A 25,334-nucleotide genomic window follows, 5' to 3' on the forward strand; every position below is an offset into this window, starting at 1 on the left:
GTACTCCATGAAAATGAAATCGGGGGATAGGAGGCTGGTGCCCGGACCGCATTATGTCCGGGGCGCGTTTTCGATGTATGCAATTGATTTGTTATAAGCATATACACGCGCCTCGACGGCGAAGAGCGGGCGATGGTAGCCCGCTATCTGAGCCTCGTTCCAGGCGTCGAAGGCCTTCCGGAACCGCCCTACTTCGAATGGCAAACGAAAACGAGATCGTATGAATCGAAGGTATCGGGCTTTATGCCGCCCAGTTCACTCGCCCGCTCAATCGCGCGGCCCAGGGAACCGGCATCGAGCGATTCCAGCAGAAGTAGCCCGGCGAAAGCACCTTCCGCACTTCGGCGCATGGACTTTTCCTGCGTGGCAATGGATGTCGCGTCGTTTTTGACGGACATGACCTGTACGTTGACGGCCCAATCGACTTTCGCTAGCGTATTCACCATTTCTAGCCCTTCCTCACCGCTCAAGCGATCTGGCAGAGCGTCCTCGAAGCGTGCGATGGCAACGTAGCCGCCGTGCCCGGCTGGGTTGCCGCCCTGCGCGACGATAGAGCCTCCGCCGCGACGAAACTGCTCCAGGGTCGGCATGATCCGTTGCGTCCATGGAGTCGGATTGTTCAATCGTTCGAGGTAGCCAGGGCTCGACATCACGTTCGCATTGTCGAGTTCATAAAGCATCATGTATTCCGAGGGCTGGCTGTTACGTCGTTTTAAAACCCTGCCAGATCGAAAACCGGGTACGCTCACACGTTCGAAAATGTGCTCCCGCGTGAGCCAGTGCATGTAGTCGGTTTCAGATTCGCTTGCGATCGTGCTCCAGATCGCGAGCAAACCGGTTTCTTCGTTGGTCATCTGCGTTCTCGCTGTCTGCTGTTCAGAAAATAGAGGCATGTGTTCAGCCGTGCAGGGCGAATGCGCAAGAATTGCATACCCTGCAAATTAATCAGTAAGTCGCCTGCCCCGAGACAGGCTCATGTCCACCAGCAATCTCAGCCGCCGAATCGAGACGGTTCATGTCGACGCCGGCGGTCTCCGGTCCTATCGCAATCATGCAGAACGACAGAATGTTGAGCGCCCCAACAAGTGCCACGAGCGCCCACGGAGAGCCATTACCCAGATGCAGCAACCACGCGGCGACAACCGGAATCGGACCACCCGCGAACAGGCTCGCACCGGTGAAAGCGAGTGCCGAACCGGAGTATCGGACATTGGTCGGAAACGCCTCGGCGAAAGCGACAGGCTGAATTCCCGTTTGAACCTGCGTGAATGCCATGAAAAGACCCATGGCGATCGCCATCGGAACGAAGCTTCGCGTGGCGAGTACCTGGAAGTAGAACATCATGATCACGAACGTCGCGGCTGACGCGAGCAGCAATGCGCGCTTGCGACCAATCCGGTCACTCAGCAAGCAGGGCCGGAGCGCCAAAACCCGTTTACAAGCAATGAGTTACAGCAACGAGTTGTAAGCTTGGCGGAAAAAGCGTTTACTTCTGGTTTTTCAGAGTAGCGCAAATGAGCCCGGGAAAACATCTGATCAGTCTGCTGTCGGCAATAGAAGATCCCCGCGTCGTTGGACGAACGTGGCACAAGTTGATCGACGTTCTGTCGATTGCGCTGTTCTCTGTGCTGGCCGGCGCACAAGGGTGGGACGAGATGGAAGAATGGGGGCTTGCCAACGAAGCGAGGCTTCGGCAATACCTCGAATTGCCCCATGGCATCCCGGGGCACGACACCATCCGACGGATCTTCGAGGTGCTCGATCCGAAGCAACTGGATGCGTGCCTGCTGAATTGGGTAGGCGAGGTGTGTCCGGATCTTCATTCGGTCATCGCAATCGACGGCAAGAGTGTGCGTGGTTCGGGCACGCACGCCAGGGGTGTGCGTGCCTTGCATAGCGTGACGGCCTACGCGAGTCTAAGTGGGCTGGTGCTGGCGCAGCAGCGCTGCGAGGAGAAGTCAAACGAGATCACTGCCATTGAAGCTCTGCTGCCCGTCCTGTCGCTCAAGGGCAGCCTGGTAACCATAGACGCCATCGGCACTCAGGTGGCCATCGCCCAGAAGATCACTGAGCGTGGTGGCGACTATCTGCTGGTTGCGAAGGATAACCAGCCCGGTCTGGCTCAGGCCGTTGAAGACTATATGCGAATCGGCAAAGCCCACGATTGGGCGCACATGAATCCATCGATCTTTGAGACGCTGGATAAAGGGCATGGTCGCCTTGAAACCCGTCACTGTGTCGCAGTGGCAGCGCCGGACTATCTCAGCGAACTGGACCGCTGGCCCAGGCTTAAGAGCCTGGTGCGCATTGAGCGGACACGCGAGATCGCGGGCCAGGTCAGCTCGCAGACGCAGTACCTGATCAGCTCCGCAGCACCCGACGCCAAATACCTACTTGAGGCGAGCCGCATGCACTGGGCCATCGAGAATGGTTTGCATCATTGCCTTGACGTGACCTTCCGCGAGGACGCCAGCACCGTGCGCTTGCGCAATGCGACGGCCAATTTCGCCACCTTGCGCCGCATCACTTTGAATTTGCTGCGCATGCGGCCCGAATCCGGTAAGAAAAAGCGCAGCGTGGCCGCACGTCGCAAGGTCGCCGGCTGGAATCCCGACTACTTATTCGAGTTACTCCAGCTCACGCGACTTCCCAGAATTTGATGCTCCGGCCCTGACTCAGCAAGCCACCACCAATCGAACCCGCGATAGCACATGCATTAGCGATCATCAGTAACATGAACCCGGTCTGCTTGGGCACGCCAAGCGTGTTCGTCAGGTAGCTCAAAGTGAACACGACGGCGAGATAGAAAAGTGCGGTCGGTCCACAGAAGAACAGCATCATCCGAATGATGGTCTTGTAATGCAGACGGAACGCGTCCCTTAACGGGCTTCCAACCTTGGCGACGGCGGACTGCTGCATCTTGACGAACGCCGGGGTCTCGGCAACGCGCAGCCGGATGTAAATACCGACCAGCACCAGCACAAAGCTCAGCACGAAGGGAATACGCCAGCCGTAGCTTATGAAGGCACCCGCGCTCATCGTCGATGAAAGCAACAGAAGCACCGCGTTGGCAACGATCTGGCTCAACGGAGCACACATGCCTATCAGACCGGAGTATTTGCCTCGCCGATCTGCGGGAGCGTGCTCAAGCGCCATGAGCTGGCCGCCAGTGGATTCGCCGCCGAGCGCAAAGCCTTGAATGATGCGGAGAATCACCAGCAAGAGAGGCGCATAGACGCCGATCTGCGCATACGTCGGCAGAAGCCCCATCAGCACCGAAGTGAGGCCCATCACCGATACGGTACCGAGCATCAGGTTACGGCGACCAACCTTGTCGCCAAAGTAACCGCAGATGATCGCGCCGAGCGGGCGCGCGGCCAACCCGACGCTGAAAGTTGCCAACGACGCGAGCATGGCGGAGTTCGAATCCATCGCCGGAAAGAACAGTTTCGGCAGCACGGTGGCTGCAACTGATCCGTAGAGCGTGAAATCGAACCATTCGAGCGCTGTGCCGAGCGTAGCGGCACTAACCGCCCGGTTGGCCATGGAAGGCGTGGCACCTTCGTCTATAACGTGGTTCATGCGTGTCTCCTGTTGCTTTTAAAGAGGCAACTGTGCCTTGTTTAGTCGATATTTTAATTCGTCATGCTAAATACAACATCCAAAAAAAAGAACGTGAATTTCGTTTCGCCACTCCGCTATATCAAGGCACGCATGAACCGCGCACACCAGAAACAGCGCGCTCTAGCGCTCGACACCTGCCGTGCGAGCAACGCCGTGCATGGCCTGTTTAAGCATGGGCGACACGCCGCTTGCATCGGACAATTCCATAGCGGTCGACATAAGCGCCGGAGCGAGTGCTTTCATTCGTTCTTCTGTCAGGCGCGACATCGGCCCAGCGATGATCAAGATTGCGAGCACTTCGCCATTAGCCGTGCGCACAGGCGTCGCCATAGAACTCATGGCGGGCAGAAACATGTCTTGCGTAGTCGCGTACCCATTCTTGCGCGCAAGCTCAATCATGGGCAGCAGAGTCTTGAAGGTTGTCGGTGCACGCGGACCAAAGTCAGACGGCATGCCAAAGCCCTGTTTCGACACAAGCCTTAACGCATCTTCTTCGCTCTTCCCCGCTAGCCAGATCATGCCTGCCGCGCTGCAGGAAAGGGTCACCGCGCGGCCCATCTCAGGATCGTAGCGAATGCCCTGCCGCGCACCTTGCGCCTTGGCAACGTAAATCAGTTGCTCTCCATCGACGATCGCAAGCCGGATCAATTCGCCCGATGTCGTGGCAAGCCGCTCCAAAATGGGTTGCGCGACGTCTACAACACCGACGGCGCTAAGAAACCGCAGACCCAGCGACGGCATTTTCATGGTGAGGGAAAATTCGCCGCGCCGTTCGTCTTTTCTCACATACCCCAGTTCGACGAGGTCTGCGAGCAGACGATGAGTCGCGCTAACCGGCAGGTCAAGGGTATTCGAGAGCTCTGAAAGCGTTTTGCCCTCTGGCGCATTGGCGAGGTCTTCCAGTACGCGAAGCGTGCGTTCGGCTACGGCGCTCATTGCTTATCACCTGCATCCATGGTCGGTGGGGGCGTCCCATGACGCTCCAATTCACCACAGCGCCGATGATAATGGAAAGTCTTTCCAGAAAGCAAACGCTTTTCAAAATGGCGGACGCCGGAGCTGCGGTGTTGTGTCCCATCAACATCTACCGTGTTTGTAGCCGTGCCGCGGCTGCGGCACGGTCTGCCTGGAGAGGCAGACGCAAGCGCGTAATGCGTTGCCCGATGCCTTGCCTACCGTGACAACAGTTTCAGCACCGCTTCGACGGCCAGCGTTTTCTGCCGCGCGCGCGTTTTTTTCGACGCGAAATCCACATCGAACAGCGTCCCGAACGTTTGCCGGTTGGACACGCGATAGATGCAAAGCGAACTGATCAGGTAGTGCAATTCCACTGGCGTGACATCGCTACGAAACGTTCCTGCTGCGTTCCACCACGTCGGGCCGCGTGCTGGAAGCACTGCCGTTCGACGGCCGCCAGCTCGGCGAAAAATTCGCGCTGGTGCGCCCGCCCATTCCCGAATTCACCGTGCTCGGCGGCATGATGGTGGACCGTATCGACATCAGCCACCTGCTCAAGCTGACGCGTTCATTCGCCTCGTTGCGCCATTCCATGCGACTCGTGGGACGCTATCTGCTGGACCGCACGCGCTATTCACGCGGCACGCGGCTCGTGATGGGCAATGCGCTGGTCGCCCGGCTGCTCCATTCGTTGATCCGCCATGACGTCGCGATCTGGACTTCCACCGAGGTGCAGGATTTTCTCCGCGACAACGAACGGATTGACGGCGTGCGCGTGCTGCGTGACGGCCGGGTCTGCGAAGTGCGGGCGCGGTGCGGCGTCGTACTGGCGACGGGCGGATTCAACGACGACCCGACGCCGCGGCGACGCCTGATTTCGCCGGTGGTCGAGCACACGCCGCGCGCGCGTACGAAAGGTGGGCTGCAACACATGGCGCTGGCGCTGGGCGCGCGCATGAGTGAGGTGCCGGGCGCTTCCGCCTTCTGGGCCCCCGTCTCGGTGCGCAAGCGCGCCGACGGCTCGAACGCCGTTTTTCCGCATTTCGTGCTCGATCGCGCGAAGCCGGGCACGGTCGTCGTCAATCGTCAAGGCCGGCGCTATCTGAACGAAAGCACTTCCTATCATCTTTTCGCACGTACGATGCAGGACGCGGACGATGGCGTTCCCGCCTTCCTGATCGCCGACCGGAACGCGCTGGTTCGCTACGGTCTCGGCATGATCCGTCCGGGCGGACGCGGGCTGCGGCGGTTCCTGCGAGACGGCTATCTCGTCGAAGCCGACAGCCTCGACGCGCTCGCCGCGCGTTTGGAAATCGACGCGACCGGTCTGAAGCAAACCGTGGAACGAATGAACGGCTTCGCGCGCACGGGCATCGACCAGGATTTCGCGCGCGGCACGACAGCTTACGAACGCAATCTCGGCGACCCGGCTTTCAGCCCGAATCCGACGCTGGGTCCCATCACGACCGCCCCGTTCTACGCGATCCGTCTCTATCCCGCCGATATCGGTGCGAGCGCCGGACTTGTCACCGACGTCCATGCGCGCGTGCTGAAGGCCGGCAATCCGCGCACGCCAATTGCCGGCCTTTACGCGGCAGGCAACGACATGCAATCGATTATGGGAGCAGCCTACCCGGGGCCGGGCATTAACCTCGGGCCCGCAGTGGTGTTCGCTTACCTCGCGATCGAAGGGATGTTAAGCGAACCTGCGTATAGCAACATTAATCCTGAGCGCTGTACCGCGAGCGACTGACCTTTGATCGGCGTAGGGCGCGGTAGATGGGGTTGCAGGTCGCTGACCGGCACGGCGCGCAGAGCATCGATCCAGACGCCGTACGGCCGCATCATCTCGGCTTCGTAGCAGCGGACGCGAAGCACAATTTTCCCGTAGTGGTTCGGTCGCAGATTGCGCCGTCAATTTCGATATGTGTCAGTCCAAACTTCGACATTCGGGCACGGTGCTCGACGGAGCCCAAATAGACTCAAAGACGCTCGTTCACCAACTGAACGAGGCGATGATTACGCTTGTTGAACGAGAACGCGCCCACCGGGAAACCGCCGTTAAAAGGTTATCGGAGCGGTGACATGCAGGCCAGCAGCCGAAGACGCGGCGCGCTCCAACATGCGATACTTTTTGTCCCGCTATCCCTACCGTGTGGTTTCGCTACCGCGCGGCTCTCGTCAAAAGGAATCTCATGCCATCCGCTCGCACTCTCCCGGCTGCACCCGTTTGGTTTATTACCGGCTGTTCCACCGGATTCGGCCGGGAGCTTGCACTCGCCGTCCTTGATAAAGGCTGGCGTGCTGTCGTGACAGCCCGTCAACCCAGCTCCCTGGCAGAATTTGAGGAGCGCTACGGGGACCGCGCGCTGGTACTCGAACTCGATGTAACCCAGGCCAATCAGATCAACCACGCGGTTGAAAAAACCTTGCAACAATTCGGCCGCATTGACGTGTTGGTCAACAATGCCGGCTATGGCTATCTGAGCGCCATCGAGGAAGGCGACGATCAGGACGTGCGCGAGATGTTCGAGGTCAACTTCTTTGGCGTTGCCGATACCATCAAGGCCGTGTTACCCGTGATGCGAGAACAGCGCGCCGGGCACATCGTCAACATCACGTCCGTAGGTGGCCTGATCGGCAATCCGGGAAGCGGCTACTATGCCGCCAGCAAATTCGCGGTGGAAGGCCTGAGCGAAGCGTTGGCCGCCGAGACGACCGAGTTGGGGATCAAGGTTACGGCGGTTGAGCCCGGCCCGTTCCGTACTGATTGGGCAGGACGTTCGCTGAAGCAAGCTAAAAAGCCGATTGAGGCCTACGCGGCCGGCGCTGGCAAGCGCCGCGCTGCCATCTCCACCGGCAGTGGCAAGCAGCCAGGCGACCCGGCGCGCGCGGCCCTGGCGATCATCGCCGCGGTGCAGTCGCCAACCCCTCCGGGCCATCTGATCCTGGGCAGCAACGGGCTGGAGCGTGTCAAACTCAAGTTGGAGGCTCTGCGCGCCGAGATCGCCGCGTGGGAAGCCACCACCCTGAGCGCCGATTTCCCTGGCTAGGTAGATCCACGCAATTGCCGCCTCGATTCCAGTTCGATTGGACCACTGACCGGGTGGCCGACGCCGGTCCGGTTCGGCCCAATCGAAGTGACTGATGTCGAACAACAGTCGCGGTTTCGCTGCAGCGAAACGTTCGATGCGACGCGACCCAATCTGTCAGAGTGGGATCTCGCTCGCAGTACTCACCTGCTCGACGGGCAACCTGGAAGCCGCCGCAGCATTGCGCGGCCCAGCGATGCCGAAATGTCTGGCGAGTGTATCGACGACGTTTTCGGCCATGCCGCGCCGCGTTTCTTCTGTCGCCGAGCCGATATGCGGCGTCAGAACCAATCTGTCGTCCTCGATGAGCGCTGCCGGCACTTCGGGTTCTCGCTCGAAAACATCAAGCGCCGCACCGGCGATCCGATCGGCGCCAAGCGCGGCGATGAGCGCCGCTTCGTCGACCACGGGGCCGCGTGAGATGTTCACCAGAAAGCCGCCGGGACCGAGCGCATCGATTACCGTTGCGTCCACCAGATGATGGGTAGCCCGGGACAAAGGGCAGGCCAGAATCAACATATCGCAAGCGGCCGCGAGGCCGACCACGCTATCGTAGTACGGGATATCCACTGGCTTGCGGGTCGGCCCGAAGTACGCCACGCGCGAGCCGAACGCCTGCAGGCGCCGTGCAATGGCCGAGCCGATCATGCCAAGGCCGACGATTCCGACGTTCATTCGTGAGATCGACCGGCCAAGCGGAAATTGTCCGTGCTGCGGCCATCTCCCTGCCCGAACATACGCATCCGCTTTCACGAAATCGCGCGTGACTGCAAGCGCCAGTCCGAGCGCGGTGTTCGCCACGTCCTCCGCAAGCACATGCGACGAGTTTTCGATGACGATACCTCGCGCCTTCACGGCTTGTACATCGACGTTATCGAGGCCTGCGCTGTAACTCGAAATAATTTCCAGCGCAGGAACAGCGTCGAGAAACGCAGCGTCGACCTTGGTTTTGCGCAACGCTATTCCCCGAATAGCAGGACCGTGCTCCTTCAGGAATGCCGAAGCTGCTGCGGGTTCCTCGGGCAGTTCGAGTACGGTGAAGAGTGCGTTGAGTTCGGCCGTGGACCAATCCGGCAACTCGGCCGCTTTCAGAATGATCGGCTTTTCCATAGTGCGTTTAGTTGTTCATCCAGTTTAACGATTCATCCGCGGCAGCACGCTAACACGCCGCCCCGTCAATGCCTTCCATTCAGCTCACCTTCACGCGCTCAATTTTGCCCATGAAGAACAGATACACGACCGCGGCCACGAGGCAATGCGCAGCTACAAAATACAGGCCAGCCGTGTAGTCGCCCGTTGCCTCGACGATGTAGCCGAAGACGATCGGTGTAACGATACCGCCGATATTGCCCACGCAATTAAATATCGCACCGGCAAGGCCCACGGCTTCCCGTGGCGCGGTATCGCTGACGATGGCCCACGTGCCCGCACCGGCGGCGGTGCCTTTGCCAAAGAACGCGATCGTCATCAGCAGGACGATCACGGTGTTGCTTTCAGTGAAGGCGGAGAAAACCAGGCAGCAGCCCACCGCCATGCCGACGATATACGGTGTCTTGCGAGCCCACGACACACTCCAGCCGCGACGAATCAGCAGGTCTGAAATCACGCCGCCCGCAATGCCGCCCAGAAATCCCGAGATGGCCGGCAGCATGGTGGCCAGTCCGGCCTGCATGATGTTCATGCCGCGCGCCTGAACCAGATAGATCGGGAACCATGTGATAAAAAAGTAGCTTAGCGCAATGGCGCAATACTGGCCGATGTAGGAGCACCACAGCATCCGGTTACTCAGCAGCACGCGCAACACTTTCCACGACACCACGGGACGGGACAACCGCTCCTGCGACGAATCGATATCGACCATCGCGCCGCCCGCCACGATGTGGTCCAGTTCGGCTTGCGACGCGCGGGGATGTTTGCGCGGCTCGTGCATGACCACCGCCCAGAGCCCGGCCGAGGCAATGCCGATCAGGCCGAGGGCAAAGAACGGCGCGGGCCAGCCGAACTTCGCCACCAACCACCCCGCGAGCGGCGAGAAGATCGCCACCGCGAAGTACGAGGCCGAGGCGAACAACGAGGTCGCGAGCCCGCGCTCATCTTTCGGAAACCACATGACGGTCACGCGGCTGTTGGCCGGGAAGCTAGGCGCTTCGATAAAGCCGAGCGCGAAGCGCAGCGCAAACAGCAGACCGAGCGCAACTGAAAGGTCGGACGTGATCTTGCCGATGAAGCCAACCAGAATTGTCGCGATGGACCACAAAACAAGCGTTGCGCCATACACGGCTTTGGTACCGAGTCGGTCGAGCAGCAGACCACCGGGAATCTGTCCGATCACGTACGCCCAACTGAAGGCCGACAGGATATAGCCCAACTGAATGTGATTCAGGCCGAATTCCTTCGCGATGCCTGGCCCGGCGATCGACAGGATTGCGCGGTCGGCATAGGCCACGGTCGCCACCAGCAATATCGTCGCGAGAAGCGTGAAGCGTGTATGGGTCACGCGAACGGAATCCGTCGCCGCGTACTGAGCTGTCCTGTCTGAGAACATCGAGATCTCCTCCTTTTTGTCTCACGTGCCGGCGCATGGTGCGTACGAAACGCACACGCTATGATTGCCCGCATCGACACGCCCGCGTAGGGTTGCGCGCGCGTGATCTACTTTAGAGTGGTTGTATGTTTTGCATTAGACGCACGCAATCAGCGAGCGTCAACCTTGATTGAGATAATCAACGTGAATAGCTGGATTACCCAAGAAGAGGCATGCGAAGTCCTCGGCGTGCGCAAGCAAACGCTTTATGCCTACGTCAGCCGCGGACAGATCGAGGTGCGCCGGGATCCCGACCATGCAAGCCGCAAGCTCTACCGCGAATCTGACGTCGCCGCGCTCCTCAAGAAGCGCTCTTTGGGACGCGCCCGCAAGAACATTGCCGCCAGCACGATGGCATGGGGCGAGCCGATCATCAACACGCGCATTTCGACCATTGTTCGAGGACGGCTTTACTACCGGGGCAAGAACGCGATGGAGCTTGCCTCCTGTCTGACGTTGGAGGAGGTCGCGCAACTCCTGTGGGATTCGGCGGAGCCGCTGCGCTTCCCGGTTTCCGAGCCGGTGCTGAACGCCGGTCCGCTGCGGGCCCGTGCGTACGCCGCAATGGGGCTCGCCGCAGCCGAAGGAGATTCAGCTCGCACGCTCGATGTCGACAGCATGCGCCAGGAGGCGCAGAAGCTGGTCGGAAGGCTCGCCAGCAGCTTTGTCACGCTCGCCAGTACAGAGGAGCCGCTGCATCTGCGTATCGCACGCGCATGGCGTTGTGAGCGGTATGCCGACCTGCTTCGTCGCGCATTGGTATTGCTCGCGGATCAGGAACTGACGAGTTCGACCTTTGCAGCGCGCGTCGCCGCATCGACCGGTGCATCGCTCGGAGCATGCGCGTTGGCGGGTCTGGCAACCTTGTCGGGTCCCCTGCACGGCGATGCGACGGTGCGTGTCCAGGCGCTGACGGACGATGCGCGGCAGTTCGGTGTCGAGGCAGCCGTCAAGCGCTGGAGGTCGGCTGGCAAAGCGTTGCCCGGCTTCGGACACGAGCTCTACCCGCAGGGCGACCCGCGCGCGGTGAACCTGCTCGGCGCATTCGAGCCTTCCGAAGATACGCGCAAGCTGATAGATCATATCGGCCGGGAGACGGGCCTGAAGCCATCCATCGACATTGCCCTCACCGCGCTTGCCGAGCACTGCCATTTACCCGAAGGAGCAGTGTTCTCGATTTTTGCGATCGCGCGAAGTGTTGGGTGGATGGCGCATTCCATCGAGCAATCGGCCAGCCGCAGTTTGCTGCGGCCTCGGGCGAACTATATCGGGCCGCCGATCACTGGCGCGGGCAAGAGCGAAGAGGATTAGCGGTTTAGGCGCGGTTCACCAGCGCGCGCGGCGTGCCATTCAGGTCGTCTCGCGCTCGACGATATGAAAACCCACATCGGTCACTTTGGTTTTGGCGTCGCCCGCCAGCCGGTCGAGCAGGCAGCGCGCGGCGGTCAATCCGATCTGCGTGCCGTCAACCCGAACCGTGGTCAATTGCGGTGTAGTTTCCGTGGCGAATTCGAGGTCGCCGAAGCCGCAAATCGACAATTGCGACGGCACGTCCAGCCCGAGCCGTCGCGCCGCGCCGAGCACGCCGATCGCCAGCAGATCCGAGCCACAGAACACGGCGTCCAACTCAGGTGCCTGTTCGAGCAGCGTCGGCAATGCAGCCTTGCCGAGCGCCACTGAACTCGGCGGCGACACCAGCACTTCGGCGATCTCGTGAATGCCGGCGCTCGTCAGGCGCTCGCGAAAGCCGTCGCGCCTGGCGAGCGCGCGGTCGTCGTTGGCGGAGATGAGGCCCGGCGCACGCACCTTGCGACGCAGGAAGTGTTCGGCCACCGCGGCACCAATTTCGTAGTGAGAAAAGCCGACCAGCATATCGATCGGCGTGCCGGTCATATCCCAGGTTTCGACGATCGGCATGCCGACGTTGCGCAAGCGCTCACGCAAGGATTCGGTATGCGCGACGCCGGTCAGCAACACGCCTTCAGGACGCCGGCTCAGCACCGCGTCGAGCAGCGCCTCCTCGCTCGAATCGCTGTAGCCGCTCAGCGCGAGCAGCACCTGATAACCGGCTCGCGACATCGTCTCGCTGAACACCTGGATCGTTTCAGAAAACAGCGAGTGAGCGATGGTCGGCACGATAGCCGCGATCAGCCGCGAACGTGACGACGACAAACCGCCGGCCAGACGGTTCGGCACGTAGCCGAGCTTCTGCACGACCTGCCTTACCCGTTCGAGTGTCTCAGGCGCCACCGTCTCGGGACTGTTGAGGACCCGCGACACCGTCATCGGTGCGACGCCTGCCTGCGCTGCAACGTCGGCAATGCGCAAGCCCTTGGGCCCGCCGCGTACGCGTTTGGCAGGCGCATCCGCCTTGGGCGCGTCGGGGCTGGCGGCGTTCGGCTTGTGATTCGGCATGGGTCCAGAATGGCAATAAATAGGTCGCATCTATTGTAGAGCGCGACGAACCCCGGCTGCTTCCGACGACCGGCGTTCCAGCGTTCCAGCGTTCCACCGAGGCAGTTCACACCTGAGTTGGCCGTATCGCCAAGCTGCAGGAACTGGATGCTCGAATCCATCGCGCCGATGGTCGCCGATCCGAAGCGATAAGCCCTGCTTGCACCGATTACCTGATAGGTATGCGCCGACACGAAGCCGCTGTACACCCGTGAAGTGAGTTTCTTCGGCAACAGTAACTGCTGCAAGTTGCGAAAGGCAAATAGTCAAAAGCGTTAGTCGGTTACCGGCACAGGGCGCCGCGCGACGCGCACGCCTCTGTCGCGCCGCAGGATCAACAAGGTGACGCCTGCGAACAGCAGCAGACAAGCCGCCGGTATCAGCATCGGCGTCTTCACGCTGCCCGTGGTCTGGCGAACCCAGGGCACCAGATTCTGCGCAATGAAACCACCAATATTCCCGAGCGAATTGATTGCCGCGATACCCGCCGCGGCACGCGCGCCGAACAGGAACTTCGGCGGCAAGGTCCAGAAGCAGGGAATCAGCAGATACATGCACGGCGCGCCAAAGCAGAGCGCGGCGAACCGCAGCGTGTTGGTCGGCAGGAATACCGAGCTGAGGAAGCACACCACACCGAGCAGCGCGGCGACCAGCATGGCGACGATCGCGCGATTGCCGCCGCGCAGTTTCGAGGGTAGCCACGCGAGCACGATCGTCGCCATCAGCCAGGGAATGATGTTCAGCAGACCGTTGGTCGTATTGCTCACGCCGAAGCCCTTCACCAGCGTCGGCAACCAGTAGCTCACGCCGTAAACGGAAATCGACAGCATCATGTAGTAGAGCGCCATGCCGATCACGCGCGGCTCCGTCAGTACGCTCAGCAGCGATGCATGCGCGCCTGCGCCCGATCTGATCTGGGCTCGCTCGGCGTCGAGCGTATCGGCGAGCCATTGCTTCTCGTCGGCGGACAGGAATGTGGCCTGTTTGGGCGACGCCGGCAGCAGGTACAACACCACGAACGTCAGCAGGATGGACGGCAAGCCCGTGACGATGAACACGAGCTGCCAGCCATGCAGACCCGCGATGCCGCCCTTGTCGAGCAGCCAGCCGCAGATCGGCGCGCCGACCATGTTGCCCAGACTGCTGCCGACTGTGAAATAGCCCAGCATGCGCACGCGGTGGCGCGACGGAAACCACAGCGTCAGATAATAGATCACGCCCGGATACAGACCGGCTTCCGAGGCACCGAGCAGGAAGCGCAAGATATAGAACATCGTGGCGTTCTGCGTGAACGCGAGCAACAGCGTGACGACGCCCCACGTGAACATGATTCGCGCCATCCAGCGCGGCGCGCCGTATTTATGCAATAGCACGTTGCTCGGCACTTCGAAAATCAGATAGCCGATAAAGAACAGCGACGCGCCGAGGCCATACGCCACTTCCGACAACCCGAGACTGCCGAGCATCTGCAGCTTGGCGAAACTGATATTGGAGCGGTCGATATAGGCGACCAGATAGAGCAATCCCAATAACGGCATCAACCGGAGGGCAAGGCGATTGATCAAACGCGATTCGCCGATTGCCGGTGTGGTGATAGTCACAGTGTCTCCTGCGCCCGCGCACTGCGCGCGAGCCTGTGTCTTGCGATGGATCGAAACGGTCCGCGCGTTCTATTTTTGTTGCGCGCGCCATTGCGCATAGGCGGCCATGGTTTCTTCGCTCGGCGGATACGTGCCTCGCAACGGCCGGCCTTCGTCGATACGCTGCGTGATGAACACTTCGAGTTGTTCCTGCTCGGCAGCATCGCGTGCGACGTCAGCCGCCATCTCGCGCGGCACGATCACCACGCCGTCCACATCGGCGACGACGATATCGCCCGGATACACCGGTACGCCGCCGCACGCGATCGGCACGTTCATATCGACGGCGTGGTGTTTCGCCAGATTCAGGGGCGCGCTCGCGCCTGCGCACCACAGCGGCAAGCCCAATCCGGAGATCGTGCCGCTGTCGCGCACGGGACCGTCCGACACCATGCCGGCGACGCCACGCTTCGCCAGACGCAGCGCGAGGATCGAGCCCACCGAGGCGACCGAGCGCTCGCCACGGCAGTCCTGCACCAGCACGCTCCCGGGCGGCGCCGTTTCGACGGCTTTGCGCTGCGGATGGTCCGGGTCCTGGAACACGCCGAGGTGGTCGAGATCCTCACGCGCCGGAATGTTGCGCAGGGTGAACGCCGGGCCGACGAGATTCGGCGCACCGGGTGCCGGCTTGACGAGCGGCGCGACGCCTTGCAAAAACACGTTGCGCAAGCCGCGCTTGAAGAGCTGTGTGGTCAGCGTGGCCGTGCTGACGTGGCGGAGTTGTTCGAGGGTTGCTTCGCTGATGCTGATATCGGATGCAGTCATGAATGGCTCGGATGATTAGTGGATTTCGGGTTCGGTGCGCTTCGCAGCCGGTGCGTCTTGCGTGGCTTGCTCAGTTGGTGCGGATTGCCCAGCTTGCGTGGCGGTTTCGCTCACCGGCTCTTCGAGGAAGTCGAAGTCGCAGCCCTTGTTCGCCTGCGTGACATGCAACTGGTGCATCACACCAAAACCGCGTTTGAACGGCACCTTGGGCGGCTGCCATGCGGCCTTGCGCGCGGCGAGTTCGGCGTCGCTCACTTCAAGATGCAGGCGGCGAGCGGCCACGTCCAGTTCGATCATGTCGCCGTCTTTCACCAGCGCGAGCGGACCGCCGACGAACGACTCGGGCGCCACGTGCAGCACGCAAGCGCCGTAGCTCGTGCCGCTCATGCGCGCGTCGGAAATGCGCAGCATGTCGCGCACGCCCTGCTTCAACAGCTTCTGCGGAATCGGCAGTTGGCCCCATTCAGGCATGCCCGGCGCGCCCACCGGACCGGCGTGCTGCAGAACGATCACCGAATCGGCGGTGACTTCCAGTTCCTCACTGTCGATGCGCGCGGCCATGTCCGCGTAGTCCTTGAACACGACGGCGGGACCGCGATGCTTCTGCAAATGCGCTTCCATGGCCGCAGGTTTGATCACGGCGCTGTCCGGCGCGAGGTTTCCGGTCAGCACAGCGAGGCCGTCGCTGGCAACGACCGGGTTGCTGCGCTTGCGGATCACGTCGTCGTCGAAGATTTCCGCGCCGGCGATGTTCTCGCCGAGCGTCGAGCCATTGACGGTCATTTGTGAGCCGTCAATCAGTTCGCCAAGTTCGACCAGCAGCGCGCGCAACCCGCCCGCGTAGAAAAAGTCTTCCATCAGGTACTGGCCTGACGGACGCAGATTGCCGATCACTGGCGTAATACGCGACAGCTCGTCGAAGCGTGCAGTCGTCAGATCGATGCCGGCGCGGCGCGCCACCGCCACGAGGTGGACGATGGCGTTCGTGGAACCGGACATGGCCAGCACGGTGGTGACGGCGTTATCGAAAGACTTCGCCGTGAGAATGTCCGACGGCTTCTGATCGGTCCACACCATCTCGACGATGCGTTGGCCCGTGAGCGAGGCGAATTGCGCGTGACGCGAGTCCACTGCGGGTATCGACGAAAACCCAGGCAACGTCAAGCCGAGCGCTTCGGCGGCGCTCGTCATGGTTGACGCGGTGCCCATCGTCATGCAGTGTCCGGGCGAGCGCGCGATGCCGCTCTCGATACCCTTCCACTCTTCTTCCGTGATCTTGCGGGCGCGCAACTCGGCCCAGTACTTCCATGTGTCCGAGCCGCTGCCGAGCGTCCGGCCATTCCAGTTGCCGCGCAGCATCGGTCCGGCAGGCAAAAAGATGGCCGGCAGGTTCATGCTGATCGCGCCCATCAACAACCCGGGCGTGGTCTTGTCGCAGCCGCCCATCAGCACGCAACCGTCGAACGGGTAAGACTTCAGCAGCTCCTCGGTTTCCATCGCGAGGAAGTTGCGGTACAGCATCGTCGTCGGCTTCTGGAACGGTTCGGCGAGCGTCATCACCGGCATTTCCACCGGAAATCCGCCTGCCTGCCAGACACCCCGCTTCACTTCCTCCACGCGCTGCTTGAAGTGCGTATGGCAGGAGTTGATCTCGCTCCACGTATTGACGACGGCGATCACCGGCTTACCCATGTAGTCCGACGCGTGATAGCCCATTTGCGCCGTGCGCGAGCGATGACCGAACGAGCGGAGGTCGTTCACGCCATACCAGCGATAGCTGCGAAGCTCTTCAGATGTTTTGCGGTTCGATGACACAGATGTCTCCATGGTAGCGTTACCATTGTGCTGCGCGACGTACAGCCGGATCAGCTTCTTGATAGCTGCGATGGTAGCGATACCATCGCACCATGTCGTTAGGGGATAACGCGTAGATACCAGCCGGAGGCGAAACCCACGGCTGGTTCCCTCATCACCGGAGCGCTGCCAGCACCCGGCCTAAAAAGTCGTTCGCAGCGTCTGACGCAATCCATCGCACCACCGCCACCAGATCCAGATCGGGTTCAATCCACACAATACTGGCGCCCGCGCCTTGCCCGAACACACTCGCCTCGGTAGCGCTCGGATATCGCTTTGAGCCGCCGGCGTTAAGCCACCACATGAGCCCGTACTGGTCGAGGGCTGGAGACGGGGTGAACATCGCCTGCACCCATTGCCGGGGTACGATCTGCCGGCCGCCCCAGTCACCGCCATTCGCCACGAGTATGCCCATACGCGCATGATCGCGGGAGCCGATCATCATCCCGCCGCCCCAATGCCCGCCGCCGGGAACGGAGGCAACGGGTCGCCCATCGATCTCCACAAATGCGTTGCGATACGCATGCCATTCCCAATCAACGCTAGCGCCGATCGGATCCATCACGCGTTCCTTCAGCACCTCCGGCAACGCCCGGCCGAACCGCAGCGTCAGGCAGGCGGCGAGCAGGTTCACGCGTACGTCGTTGTACTCGAAATGCGCGCCCGGCTGCTTGAGCGTGCGCTTCACCCCATTGTCTTCGCGCCCTCCGGTTGTTCCACCCACCGCCCTGTTGTGGTCGGCCGCGTCCGGCTTACCCCATAGCGTGCCTTGCCATTCACTCGTCTGTTGCAGTAAGTGGCGCCAGGTGATTGGGGCGTTATGCGGGCTCTCGAACCACTCGGCGTTGACATCCGCTCGCACAGGGCGGTCGATATCGGGAATCAGCCCGTCCGCCACCGCGATCCCCGTCAGCAAGCTGAGATAACTTTTGGTAACCGAGAACGTCATGTCCGCACGGCGCGTATCGCCCCACTCGGCCACCAGTTTCCCACCGCGCAAGATCACGCCGTTCGGCTCTCCGCGCGCTCTCACTGGGCCAATAACCTCGGCGTACTCATCGCGATCGCCAGCATGAACTGTCCCAACATAGCGCCCGTCCGGGTGATACATGGACCGAGGCCAGGCGGTCTCGTGGGCGCGATGGAACGTGATCGCATCGGCGAGGCGAGCGGCGTCGAATCCTGCGGCCTCGGCTGTCACGGTCTGCCATTCCTGGTCCGCGCCTGGCGTATAAGGTGTGCTTTGCATTTAGATATTCAAACTCTGCTTCTTGTAGTCAATGTGGAAACTGCACACGGTGCCGCCATAAAGACAACGGCGTCCCGTGATATCGAGAAATTAGCTTGTGCGTCTTGCTACAGCCACCGCTATTTGCACCAGAACCCGAAGCGTTGCTCGCGCTGATGGCCGCGCCCGTGTCATCAATTTGAAGTCGCCGACGGCCGTCGCCACGCCGATGAGGATCGCGACGACGGCGCCACACGAAGGGTGAACGCGATGAGAGCGGCGAGCACGAGGAAACCGGCCATGGTCAGGAGACCCATGGCAAAGCTGTCGGTGCGGGCCTTCACGAAGCCGATCATCCACGGACCAACAACGCCACCCAATTGTGCGACGGTGTTGACGAAGGCGATTGACCCTGCGGCTGCGACACCAGTCATTAGTGTTGTGTTCAGGCTCCAGTACAGTGGAAAGCCTGAGTTGATGCAAAGCCCCACCACACACAGCAGCAGGTACGCGATCACCGGATTATGGGCAAATGCACTCGCCCCGAGCGCCAAGCCACCTGTGAGATAGAGGCCGCCCAGGTGAAATTTGCGGTCGCCTGTGCGATCCGAGCTCCGGCTCGCCGCAATAGTGCCGATTACGCCAAGGATAGAGGGCACTGCTGACAGCATGCCCACCTCGATCAGACTGAAATGGCCCAGCGAATTAATGATCTGCGGCAACCATACGTACATCCCGTAGATGCCCACCAAAGCGCAGCCCAACATCGCAGCCAGGCTCCAGACGCGAAGATCGGTCAAGATGTCGACGTACCTGAACGTCCCGTGACTCTCCTGCGCTGCCTGTTCCTGAGTGAGGCGCTCTTGCAACCAGTGGCGCTGTTCCGGGTTGAGCCAGGCGGCATTGGCCGGCCGATCGGTCAGCAGCACCAGGAACGCGATCCCGAGAATAACCGGCGGAATGCCTTCCAGAATGAACATCCATTGCCAGCTGTGTAGACCCAGCGATCCATTGAAAACGGTCATGATCAGCGCGGAAAGCGGCGCACCCACCACCGCGGAAGCCGAACCCGCAACACAGTAGCCGGCCACGGCGCGAGCCCGATATCCCGCCGGGAACCAATAGGTCACATAGAGCCCGGCACCGGGAAGGAACCCCGCTTCGATCAAGCCAAGCAGGAATCGGGTGCTATACAAGCTGTAGGGGTTCCATATGAACGCGGTGAACGTCGCAACCAACCCCCAGACGATCAAAATCGAGCCTAGCCACTTGCGCGCACCGACCTTATGCAGCATCAGATTGCTGGGTACGCCAGTCAGCATGTAGCCGACAAAAAACACGCTCGCGCCGAATCCGAATATGGCGGGACTGAACCCGAGGTCGTGATTCATCCTTAGGGCTGCAACGCCCAGATTGAAGCGATCAATATAGTTGAATAGCTCCGCAATGAAAAGCAAAGGCACCAGACGCCAAAAGACCTTGCGCATGGTTGATTTTTCGATCGCTTCCGACATGTTCTGTTTCTCTCCACTGCAAATAAAAAACGACGCTTTCGTTAGCTTACGTTTGCATTTTTGGTGCCGCCCACAGCGCAGACGGGTGTCGACGAACGACCTGGTTCGATCGCCAAACCGTCGCACGCAGTCGGTACATTGATCTCGCGAGACCACACAGTTTGTTCAGGAAACGAAAAAATCTGGCTGCGCGTCGCAGGTTGAAAATCGCATTCAATCTATGACGACGTGTCAGCAGTTCGAGCGCCGTTCGTTTCGTCGTTGCCGGCTTTCAGTTCCAGTTAAAGGCTCCCTTATAAGCATGGACTGTGCCCGCAATACTGGAGATGACGAAAATCGGCGCGTCCTCTGGGTACATGCCCTGTCAGTGAATACAGATCGAACAAACGGCTATGAGGTGTGGGCCACGCACTGGCCCTGAAGGTTCCGCGCTGCAGTCTCAATGCGCAGTTTTGGCGCGCAATGCCCCACAAGAATGCTATCGCCCACGCACTGCTTCTGGCCGTGGTGCAAATAGGCATTCCTGACAAGATATCTTTTATTACTAGGATACCTAATCAAACTGGCCGCACAGGAATCCAGACCGCCCATTTGCACAGCAGCCAGCATGCGTATGAATCAACGCACGTTATGCCTGAGCACTGCAAGCGGCCGGGCTTTTGCGATTGCGATGCATCGGCTCGATACCCGAAGTGGTTGTTGGTACAGTCCCGAAGCATTTAAGGCTGAGCATCGTGTTCACCCGCGCTTTGAGCGGTGCGATGATCCTGCTCGATGCAGCCTATTCGAGTACTTTAACGATCGCAACGTTGTGCCCTCGAGCAGCAATTTATCGATCTTCATTTCGCGCACTGCGCGGTGAGACGCCGCATAGGGGTCCGGCGTGATGGTCTTGGGAGCAAGCCTTCGACTCCTGATCGCTTCACCCTGCGCGCGTCAATACCCGGAGCCTGACCCATAGGGCTTCATGTTTGCATCAGAGTCCGCACAGGGTAGGCGAGCCGATTATTTCAGGGTCATCTTGCGATCACAAGAAGGCACCTGACGGTTTCATACTTTCCCCATGGAAACTAATTGCTACGACGGCACTTACACGCACGACAAGCCACAAAAAAACTGCTGACCTGGCGCGAGACGACAAGTGGCACCTCGATGAAGTAGTCGTCACGCTCAAGGACAGGAAGCGCTGGTTGTGGCGTGCCGTAGACCAACCTGGCACGGTGCTCGGTACTGGTACAAAGGGTTCCGGTGCAAATCAGATGCGCCGATCGGTTAGCTTGAGTCTTGCCTTTGGTAACTGGGAGGCGGTAGCAGAATCGGACGTTGCGGATCTTGCATGCACAAGCACTGAAGGGGCCATTGTGGCAGCTTTATCATTGATACATCTCGTGGATCAAAGGCCCTTTCGAAATATATTAGACCCGCAGATTTTAGCCAACAATACTTCGCTGTAAATCCCCGCAATGGCAAGCTTCTCGGCAGGCCCGCGAAGCCCATGCAAATCCATTTGTTTACTACGCATCACTTGATAATTTACTTTTTCCTTAATGGACATCGCCAATGACGCACGCTAGCCCGAACACGCTTTCTGCATGGGAAACAGCGGCGCTTATCGAACGGGGGGAACTGCGCCCGTCCGATTTAATGCGGGCGTGCCTGGACCGGATAGCCGAACGTGACGGCGAGGTCCATGCCTTCGTGAATCTGGATCCAGACGGAGCGATGCGTCAAGCTCGCATTCTCGACACGGCACCGCGCAAAGGACTCTTGCACGGGCTGCCCCTCGCCGTGAAAGACCTGATGGATACCGCGGATTTCCCGACCGAATACGGATCGGATCTCTACAAGGAACATCGCCCCCGCTCTGACGCGGCTGTTGTCGCCCTCTGCCGGCGTGAGGGCGCGGTAGTGCCAGGCAAGACCGTAACAACCGAATTCGCTTATTTCCATCCAGGTCCAACGCGCAATCCGCTTAATCTCGGGCACACGCCCGGTGGCTCATCAAGTGGTTCCGCGGCAGCGGTAGCGGATCTGATGGTGCCGCTTGCATTGGGCACGCAAACCGCGGGCTCCATCATCCGGCCGGCAGCATACTGCGGCATTGTCGGGTACAAACCCACTTGGGGACGGGTACCACGAGCAGGGATAAAAAGTCTCTCCGAGACACTCGATACGGTAGGCGGATTCGCCCGAACGGTGCGCGATGTCGCCCTCCTCGGTGCCGTGTTGACCGGTGACACAAGGCTGAACGGTGAGTTTCAGCCCGCAAGCCCACGAATTGGTCTCTGCCCAACTTCGGAATGGGCGCATGTCAGCGCCGACGTACAACGCGCGTGGGCCGAAGCGGTCCGTGTTCTGGCTCCGCAAGCAGCACATATGTCCGACGCCGTCTTCCCGCCAGACCTGCCGGACCTTGTCGCCCTCCAAAAAGCCATTATGGCGTTCGAGATGAGCCGCGCCCTGGCCTATGAACTGACTACCAACAAAGCGCGACTCAGCGCCGCGCTGCAAGAACTGCTCGTCAATGGCACGGAAATAAGCGGCGCTACGCATGTCCAGAATCAACGGGCAACCGCTTCAGCGCAAGCGCGTGTCGACGCTCTGTTTGACGACTTCGACGTTTTGCTTACCCCGAGCGCGGCAGGCGAAGCGCCTGCAGGAATCGACGCCACGGGGGATCCGCTTTTTTGTCGGGCATGGACTTTACTGGGGCTGCCATGCGTGCACATACCGTTCGCGCACGGGAGCCAGAACCTTCCTATCGGACTCCAATTAGTTGGCCGTTGGGGTGACGACCATAAGCTACTTGCCATCGCCGAATGGATTAGCAAACGAATTGCAGCCCAGTGAAGAACTGATTACCGGTCCAGACAAACGCAACCCAACGCATGAGCGGATCCAGACTGCTATGAAACGACTCGTTACCGCGAGGACCCCGCTCGGGTTATCTCTCCGTCCGCTTCGCGCATTTGCCCGGAGCGGCGTGACAACGCATGGCGACATTGACGAAGGTCTTCAGTCGCTCAAGTACTCAGAGCCTGCATGCGACGCGGTCGCAGTGAGCAAGTGAAAGGACAGGATGACATGACACAATCTAGTATGGGCTCAGGCCATCGGATACGACATCTCGGCCATTGCGACATGGGTGGACGGCCGGATGGCACGCAGGTGATCGTCCATAACCAATACGCTTATGTCGGTCACGCCTTCAATGAGGGCGTAGCAATTATCGACGTTGCCGATCCGACAAAACCGACTGCCGTGGGCTTCATTGGCGCCCCACCGAACACCCGGGCCAGCCATATCCAGGTGCACGGCGACCTGTTGCTCGTCGTCAATGCAGCGAATGTATGGAAGCTGCAACAGTACGGTCAAAGGGAAGATTATTTTGGCAAGCCGCTCGCGGATTCCTTTCGGCGTACCGACTTCCCGTTCAGCGCCGGCGTGCGCGTCTATGATATCTCGCGACCGACTGCGCCGCGGGAGATAGCCTTCCTGCCGATTGACGGCATCGGTGCCCACCGGCTGTGGTACGTCGGCGGTCGCTACGCAACTGTTTCAGCGCACTTTGACGGCTTTACCGATACGATACTTGCCGTCCTTGATCTGGCGAATCCCGAGCGTCCAGAAATCGTCAGCCGCTGCTGGCTGCCTGGAATGAATCGCGCAGAAGGCGAGACGCCGACGTGGAGCGCGGGGCAACGATTCGCTTGCCACCACGCCATCGTGCATGGAAATCTGGCCTATGGCACCTGGCGCGACGGAGGGTTCACGATTCACGACATCGCCGACCCGGCCAGGCCCCGGTTGCTTTCCTACCGCGAAGGAAAGGGGCACACACATACTGCACTACCCATCCCCGGCCGAGGTCTTGCCTTTGTATGCGACGAAGCCACCACGACCTTTTGTGCAAATGGCCTCGCTCATATCAGGAGCTTCGATGTCTCGAGGCCGGAAAACCCGATCGAGCTCGGACTGTTCCCGGTTCCATCGGAGGAGAATTTCTGCAAGAAAGGCGGCGGCTTCGGACCACATAATTTTCATGAAAACCGCCCCGATAGCTTTCAGAGCGAGACGCTGCTCTTTGCGACTTACCACAACGCTGGCGTCCGGGTGTACGACACCAGTGACGCTACTGCGCCGAAAGAAATCGCGTATTTCGTGCCGCGGCCGCCTGAACGCATTGTCGATATCCGTCCGGGCGCGAGCGCCGTCACTCAGTCCACCGATGTCTACGTCGACAAAAATGGAATCATGTATGTGACGGATCCCAATGCCGGTTTGAACATCCTGCAATACGAGGGTTGACACCCGAATCGCGGTGCGCCGTTTTGAGTGGCGCACCGCAATTCGCCGTCTTTCAGACGCGAGCGACATTCTCGCAGACTACTAACGGCGACAGCCGCGGTTGAGACGACGGGCGATCCAGGAATCTTCAAATCGGGGCGCGAGTTTGTGGCATGCTCGGGTTAGAGGCCCGGCAAAGCGGTTGCGGCAGCAAGCTTGACCCACCAGGAACAAGGCAGCGTGATCTCTACTTGAGAACGCTGCTCGCTCACCGAGCCAGAAGCGTTCAACCTGCTCGATCAGGCGCGGAGTCTGCGCTATTCCCCCGATGTTCCCCATCGGCTGCTTGCCGCTACTATTGAACCTGCACGGCAGCAACAGTCCGCAATAAGCACACGAAGCTGGAACAACGACCGCACTGACACGATTTACATTGCAGTCGTTGATTCGCTACACAACGGGCGCGCAGATGCTATCAGGCTGCGGCGTCTATCACCGATTTCGGTATCGACACGCCAAAATATTTGGTCCAGATAGCATTCAACGTTCCATCCTTAAGGTTCTTTCCAATCCAGTTGTTGAGCCAGACTTTGAGCTCAGGGTTGCCTTTGCGCATGGCAATGGCGAGCCGATCGTCGCTCAACTCGAACTTGTACTCGTAATTCATCGCCGGACTGGATTGCTTGATGGTTAACGCATCCGCGAGTGCCGCAGCAGCGAGTGACTGCTGGCCGGACAGCACAGCGGTGCGCGTCGTGGCCTCGTCCAAATAACGAACGATCTGAACGTCCGGGACGTTATTGTTCTTGACCTGTGCCGTCAAGTTGAGGTCAGCTGTGGAACCACGCTCAACGGCGACCGTTTTGCCCTTGAGGTCCTGGATACTCTTGAGGTTTTCTTTCGCTGGCGCGACCAGCAGCGTCGGTTGGTTCGCGTACGGGCGGGTAAGGTCAATGATTTTTTCGCGATCCGGGGTCACGGCAACGGAAGCGATCACGATATCGACCTTGTTTGTCAGCAGGAACGAAATTCGATTCGGGCCTGTCAACGACACTATATTTAATTTCACGCCGAGATCATGGGCGATCAATGTCGCGATTTCGAAATCTGTTCCGATCCTCTGCGATTCCTTGTTCAACATGCCATAGGGCGGGTGGGTGAAGTCGACACCTACGGTGATGCTTCCCCGGTCTTTGATGTCCTTGAGGGCGTCCGCCTTTGCCGAATTCAGGTTCAATGCCAGCGACATTGTGAGGGCCAAGCCCAGAACTGCTTTATGAAGCTTCATTTCTAATCCTCGATGGATGACAGTGAACCGACATTAATTAAAATAGA

At 60.0% G+C, this 25,334-nt stretch carries 19 protein-coding genes and 3 pseudogenes; 7 read left to right on the forward strand and 15 right to left on the reverse strand.

Annotation, left to right across the window (positions count from 1 at the left end; all coding sequences use genetic code 11):
* Positions 1-188: 188 nt before the first annotated feature.
* Both P0D84_RS46345 and P0D84_RS46350 read right to left on the reverse strand, forming a co-directional pair.
* Entirely contained in the window at positions 189-833 is a 645-nt protein-coding gene (locus tag P0D84_RS46345; RefSeq protein WP_408350533.1) for a hypothetical protein, read from the reverse strand.
* Positions 834-945: 112 nt separating this feature from the next.
* A complete protein-coding gene (locus P0D84_RS46350) occupies positions 946-1,410 on the reverse strand; it encodes an MFS transporter (protein WP_408350536.1) in 465 nt (154 codons plus the stop codon).
* Positions 1,411-1,514: 104 nt separating this feature from the next.
* Here P0D84_RS46350 and P0D84_RS46355 point away from each other — a divergent pair, with 104 nt between their 5' ends.
* Positions 1,515-2,660 (forward strand): ISAs1 family transposase, encoded by a 1,146-nt coding sequence (locus tag P0D84_RS46355; RefSeq protein ID WP_408331415.1) that lies wholly within the window; start codon positions 1,515-1,517, stop codon positions 2,658-2,660.
* 13 nt (positions 2,661-2,673) lie between these two features.
* Here the strand turns inward: P0D84_RS46355 and P0D84_RS46360 are convergent.
* From P0D84_RS46360 to P0D84_RS46370, 3 genes and pseudogenes are all read right to left on the reverse strand, one after another.
* Positions 2,674-3,546 (reverse strand): annotated as a pseudogene (locus tag P0D84_RS46360) (MFS transporter); the annotation flags it as partial.
* A gap of 198 nt (positions 3,547-3,744) precedes the next feature.
* Entirely contained in the window at positions 3,745-4,560 is an 816-nt protein-coding gene (locus P0D84_RS46365; protein WP_408350539.1) for an IclR family transcriptional regulator, read from the reverse strand.
* Between the two features lie 236 nt (positions 4,561-4,796).
* Positions 4,797-5,021: a hypothetical protein gene (locus P0D84_RS46370; protein ID WP_408350542.1), complete on the reverse strand. Its 225-nt coding sequence runs from the start codon at positions 5,019-5,021 to the stop codon at positions 4,797-4,799.
* Between P0D84_RS46370 and P0D84_RS46375 the strand changes: the two genes are divergently transcribed.
* Entirely contained in the window at positions 5,009-6,334 is a 1,326-nt protein-coding gene (locus P0D84_RS46375; RefSeq protein WP_408350545.1) for an FAD-binding protein, read from the forward strand. The two genes, P0D84_RS46370 and P0D84_RS46375, sit on opposite strands and share 13 nt — an antisense overlap.
* Before the next feature lie 442 nt (positions 6,335-6,776).
* Positions 6,777-7,634: an oxidoreductase gene (locus P0D84_RS46380; protein ID WP_408350548.1), complete on the forward strand. Its 858-nt coding sequence runs from the start codon at positions 6,777-6,779 to the stop codon at positions 7,632-7,634.
* Positions 7,635-7,790: 156 nt separating this feature from the next.
* Here the strand turns inward: P0D84_RS46380 and P0D84_RS46385 are convergent, their stop codons facing one another.
* Together P0D84_RS46385 and P0D84_RS46390 are read right to left on the reverse strand one after the other, a co-directional pair.
* Positions 7,791-8,783 (reverse strand): 2-hydroxyacid dehydrogenase, encoded by a 993-nt coding sequence (locus tag P0D84_RS46385; RefSeq protein WP_408350551.1) that lies wholly within the window; start codon positions 8,781-8,783, stop codon positions 7,791-7,793.
* A 79-nt stretch (positions 8,784-8,862) separates the two neighbouring features.
* A complete protein-coding gene (locus tag P0D84_RS46390; protein WP_408350554.1) occupies positions 8,863-10,218 on the reverse strand; it encodes an MFS transporter in 1,356 nt (451 codons plus the stop codon).
* Positions 10,219-10,383: 165 nt separating this feature from the next.
* On the opposite strand from P0D84_RS46390, the gene P0D84_RS46395 reads away from it, so the two are divergent.
* Positions 10,384-11,568: a citrate synthase family protein gene (locus P0D84_RS46395; RefSeq protein ID WP_408350557.1), complete on the forward strand. Its 1,185-nt coding sequence runs from the start codon at positions 10,384-10,386 to the stop codon at positions 11,566-11,568.
* 39 nt (positions 11,569-11,607) lie between these two features.
* Here P0D84_RS46395 and P0D84_RS46400 read toward each other — a convergent pair whose 3' ends face one another.
* The 7 genes and pseudogenes from P0D84_RS46400 to P0D84_RS49155 form a co-directional block, all read right to left on the reverse strand.
* Positions 11,608-12,672 (reverse strand): LacI family DNA-binding transcriptional regulator, encoded by a 1,065-nt coding sequence (locus P0D84_RS46400; RefSeq protein ID WP_408350560.1) that lies wholly within the window; start codon positions 12,670-12,672, stop codon positions 11,608-11,610.
* A gap of 314 nt (positions 12,673-12,986) precedes the next feature.
* Positions 12,987-14,312, reverse strand: a complete 1,326-nt coding sequence (locus tag P0D84_RS46405; protein ID WP_408350563.1) for an MFS transporter — start codon at positions 14,310-14,312, stop codon at positions 12,987-12,989.
* A 69-nt stretch (positions 14,313-14,381) separates the two neighbouring features.
* Positions 14,382-15,116, reverse strand: a complete 735-nt coding sequence (locus P0D84_RS46410; RefSeq protein WP_408350566.1) for a ribonuclease activity regulator RraA — start codon at positions 15,114-15,116, stop codon at positions 14,382-14,384.
* Positions 15,117-15,131: 15 nt separating this feature from the next.
* The gene (gene araD, locus P0D84_RS46415) at positions 15,132-16,943 is read right to left on the reverse strand and encodes an L-arabinonate dehydratase (RefSeq protein ID WP_408350569.1); all 1,812 of its coding nucleotides are present in this window, start codon (positions 16,941-16,943) and stop codon (positions 15,132-15,134) included.
* Between the two features lie 142 nt (positions 16,944-17,085).
* Positions 17,086-18,219: a serine hydrolase domain-containing protein gene (locus P0D84_RS46420; RefSeq protein WP_408350572.1), complete on the reverse strand. Its 1,134-nt coding sequence runs from the start codon at positions 18,217-18,219 to the stop codon at positions 17,086-17,088.
* A 173-nt stretch (positions 18,220-18,392) separates the two neighbouring features.
* On the reverse strand, positions 18,393-19,712 hold the full coding sequence (locus tag P0D84_RS46425) for an MFS transporter (RefSeq protein ID WP_408350576.1): 1,320 nt from the start codon (positions 19,710-19,712) through the stop codon (positions 18,393-18,395).
* 658 nt (positions 19,713-20,370) lie between these two features.
* A pseudogene (locus tag P0D84_RS49155) lies at positions 20,371-20,636 on the reverse strand (DDE-type integrase/transposase/recombinase); the annotation flags it as partial.
* A gap of 212 nt (positions 20,637-20,848) precedes the next feature.
* Here P0D84_RS49155 and P0D84_RS46430 point away from each other — a divergent pair.
* From P0D84_RS46430 to P0D84_RS46440, 3 genes and pseudogenes are all read left to right on the forward strand, one after another.
* Positions 20,849-20,938 (forward strand): annotated as a pseudogene (locus P0D84_RS46430) (DDE-type integrase/transposase/recombinase); the annotation flags it as partial.
* Positions 20,939-21,272: 334 nt separating this feature from the next.
* A complete protein-coding gene (locus P0D84_RS46435; protein WP_408350579.1) occupies positions 21,273-22,562 on the forward strand; it encodes an amidase in 1,290 nt (429 codons plus the stop codon).
* A gap of 234 nt (positions 22,563-22,796) precedes the next feature.
* Entirely contained in the window at positions 22,797-24,020 is a 1,224-nt protein-coding gene (locus P0D84_RS46440) for an LVIVD repeat-containing protein (RefSeq protein ID WP_408350582.1), read from the forward strand.
* Positions 24,021-24,474: 454 nt separating this feature from the next.
* On the opposite strand, the gene P0D84_RS46445 is transcribed toward P0D84_RS46440, so the two are convergent.
* Positions 24,475-25,287, reverse strand: a complete 813-nt coding sequence (locus P0D84_RS46445) for a transporter substrate-binding domain-containing protein (protein ID WP_408350585.1) — start codon at positions 25,285-25,287, stop codon at positions 24,475-24,477.
* Positions 25,288-25,334 lie beyond the last annotated feature (47 nt).

It is taken from the genome of Paraburkholderia sp. RL17-337-BIB-A, from assembly GCF_046025895.1.
GTDB classification, from domain to species: Bacteria; Pseudomonadota; Gammaproteobacteria; order Burkholderiales; family Burkholderiaceae; genus Paraburkholderia; species Paraburkholderia fungorum_C.

Bases quoted from the DNA above. Each gene is read 5' to 3' on its own strand.
- P0D84_RS46355 (WP_408331415.1), top strand. From the start codon at position 1,515: ATGAGCCCGGGAAAACATCTGATCAGTCTGCTGTCGGCAATAGAAGAT.
- P0D84_RS46365 (WP_408350539.1), bottom strand. From the start codon at position 4,560: ATGAGCGCCGTAGCCGAACGCACGCTTCGCGTACTGGAAGACCTCGCC.
- P0D84_RS46380 (WP_408350548.1), top strand. From the start codon at position 6,777: ATGCCATCCGCTCGCACTCTCCCGGCTGCACCCGTTTGGTTTATTACC.
- P0D84_RS46385 (WP_408350551.1), bottom strand. From the start codon at position 8,783: ATGGAAAAGCCGATCATTCTGAAAGCGGCCGAGTTGCCGGATTGGTCC.
- P0D84_RS46390 (WP_408350554.1), bottom strand. From the start codon at position 10,218: ATGTTCTCAGACAGGACAGCTCAGTACGCGGCGACGGATTCCGTTCGC.
- P0D84_RS46400 (WP_408350560.1), bottom strand. From the start codon at position 12,672: ATGCCGAATCACAAGCCGAACGCCGCCAGCCCCGACGCGCCCAAGGCG.
- P0D84_RS46410 (WP_408350566.1), bottom strand. From the start codon at position 15,116: ATGACTGCATCCGATATCAGCATCAGCGAAGCAACCCTCGAACAACTC.
- araD (WP_408350569.1), bottom strand. From the start codon at position 16,943: ATGGAGACATCTGTGTCATCGAACCGCAAAACATCTGAAGAGCTTCGC.
- P0D84_RS46420 (WP_408350572.1), bottom strand. From the start codon at position 18,219: ATGCAAAGCACACCTTATACGCCAGGCGCGGACCAGGAATGGCAGACC.
- P0D84_RS46425 (WP_408350576.1), bottom strand. From the start codon at position 19,712: ATGTCGGAAGCGATCGAAAAATCAACCATGCGCAAGGTCTTTTGGCGT.
- P0D84_RS46435 (WP_408350579.1), top strand. From the start codon at position 21,273: ATGACGCACGCTAGCCCGAACACGCTTTCTGCATGGGAAACAGCGGCG.
- P0D84_RS46440 (WP_408350582.1), top strand. From the start codon at position 22,797: ATGACACAATCTAGTATGGGCTCAGGCCATCGGATACGACATCTCGGC.
- P0D84_RS46445 (WP_408350585.1), bottom strand. From the start codon at position 25,287: ATGAAGCTTCATAAAGCAGTTCTGGGCTTGGCCCTCACAATGTCGCTG.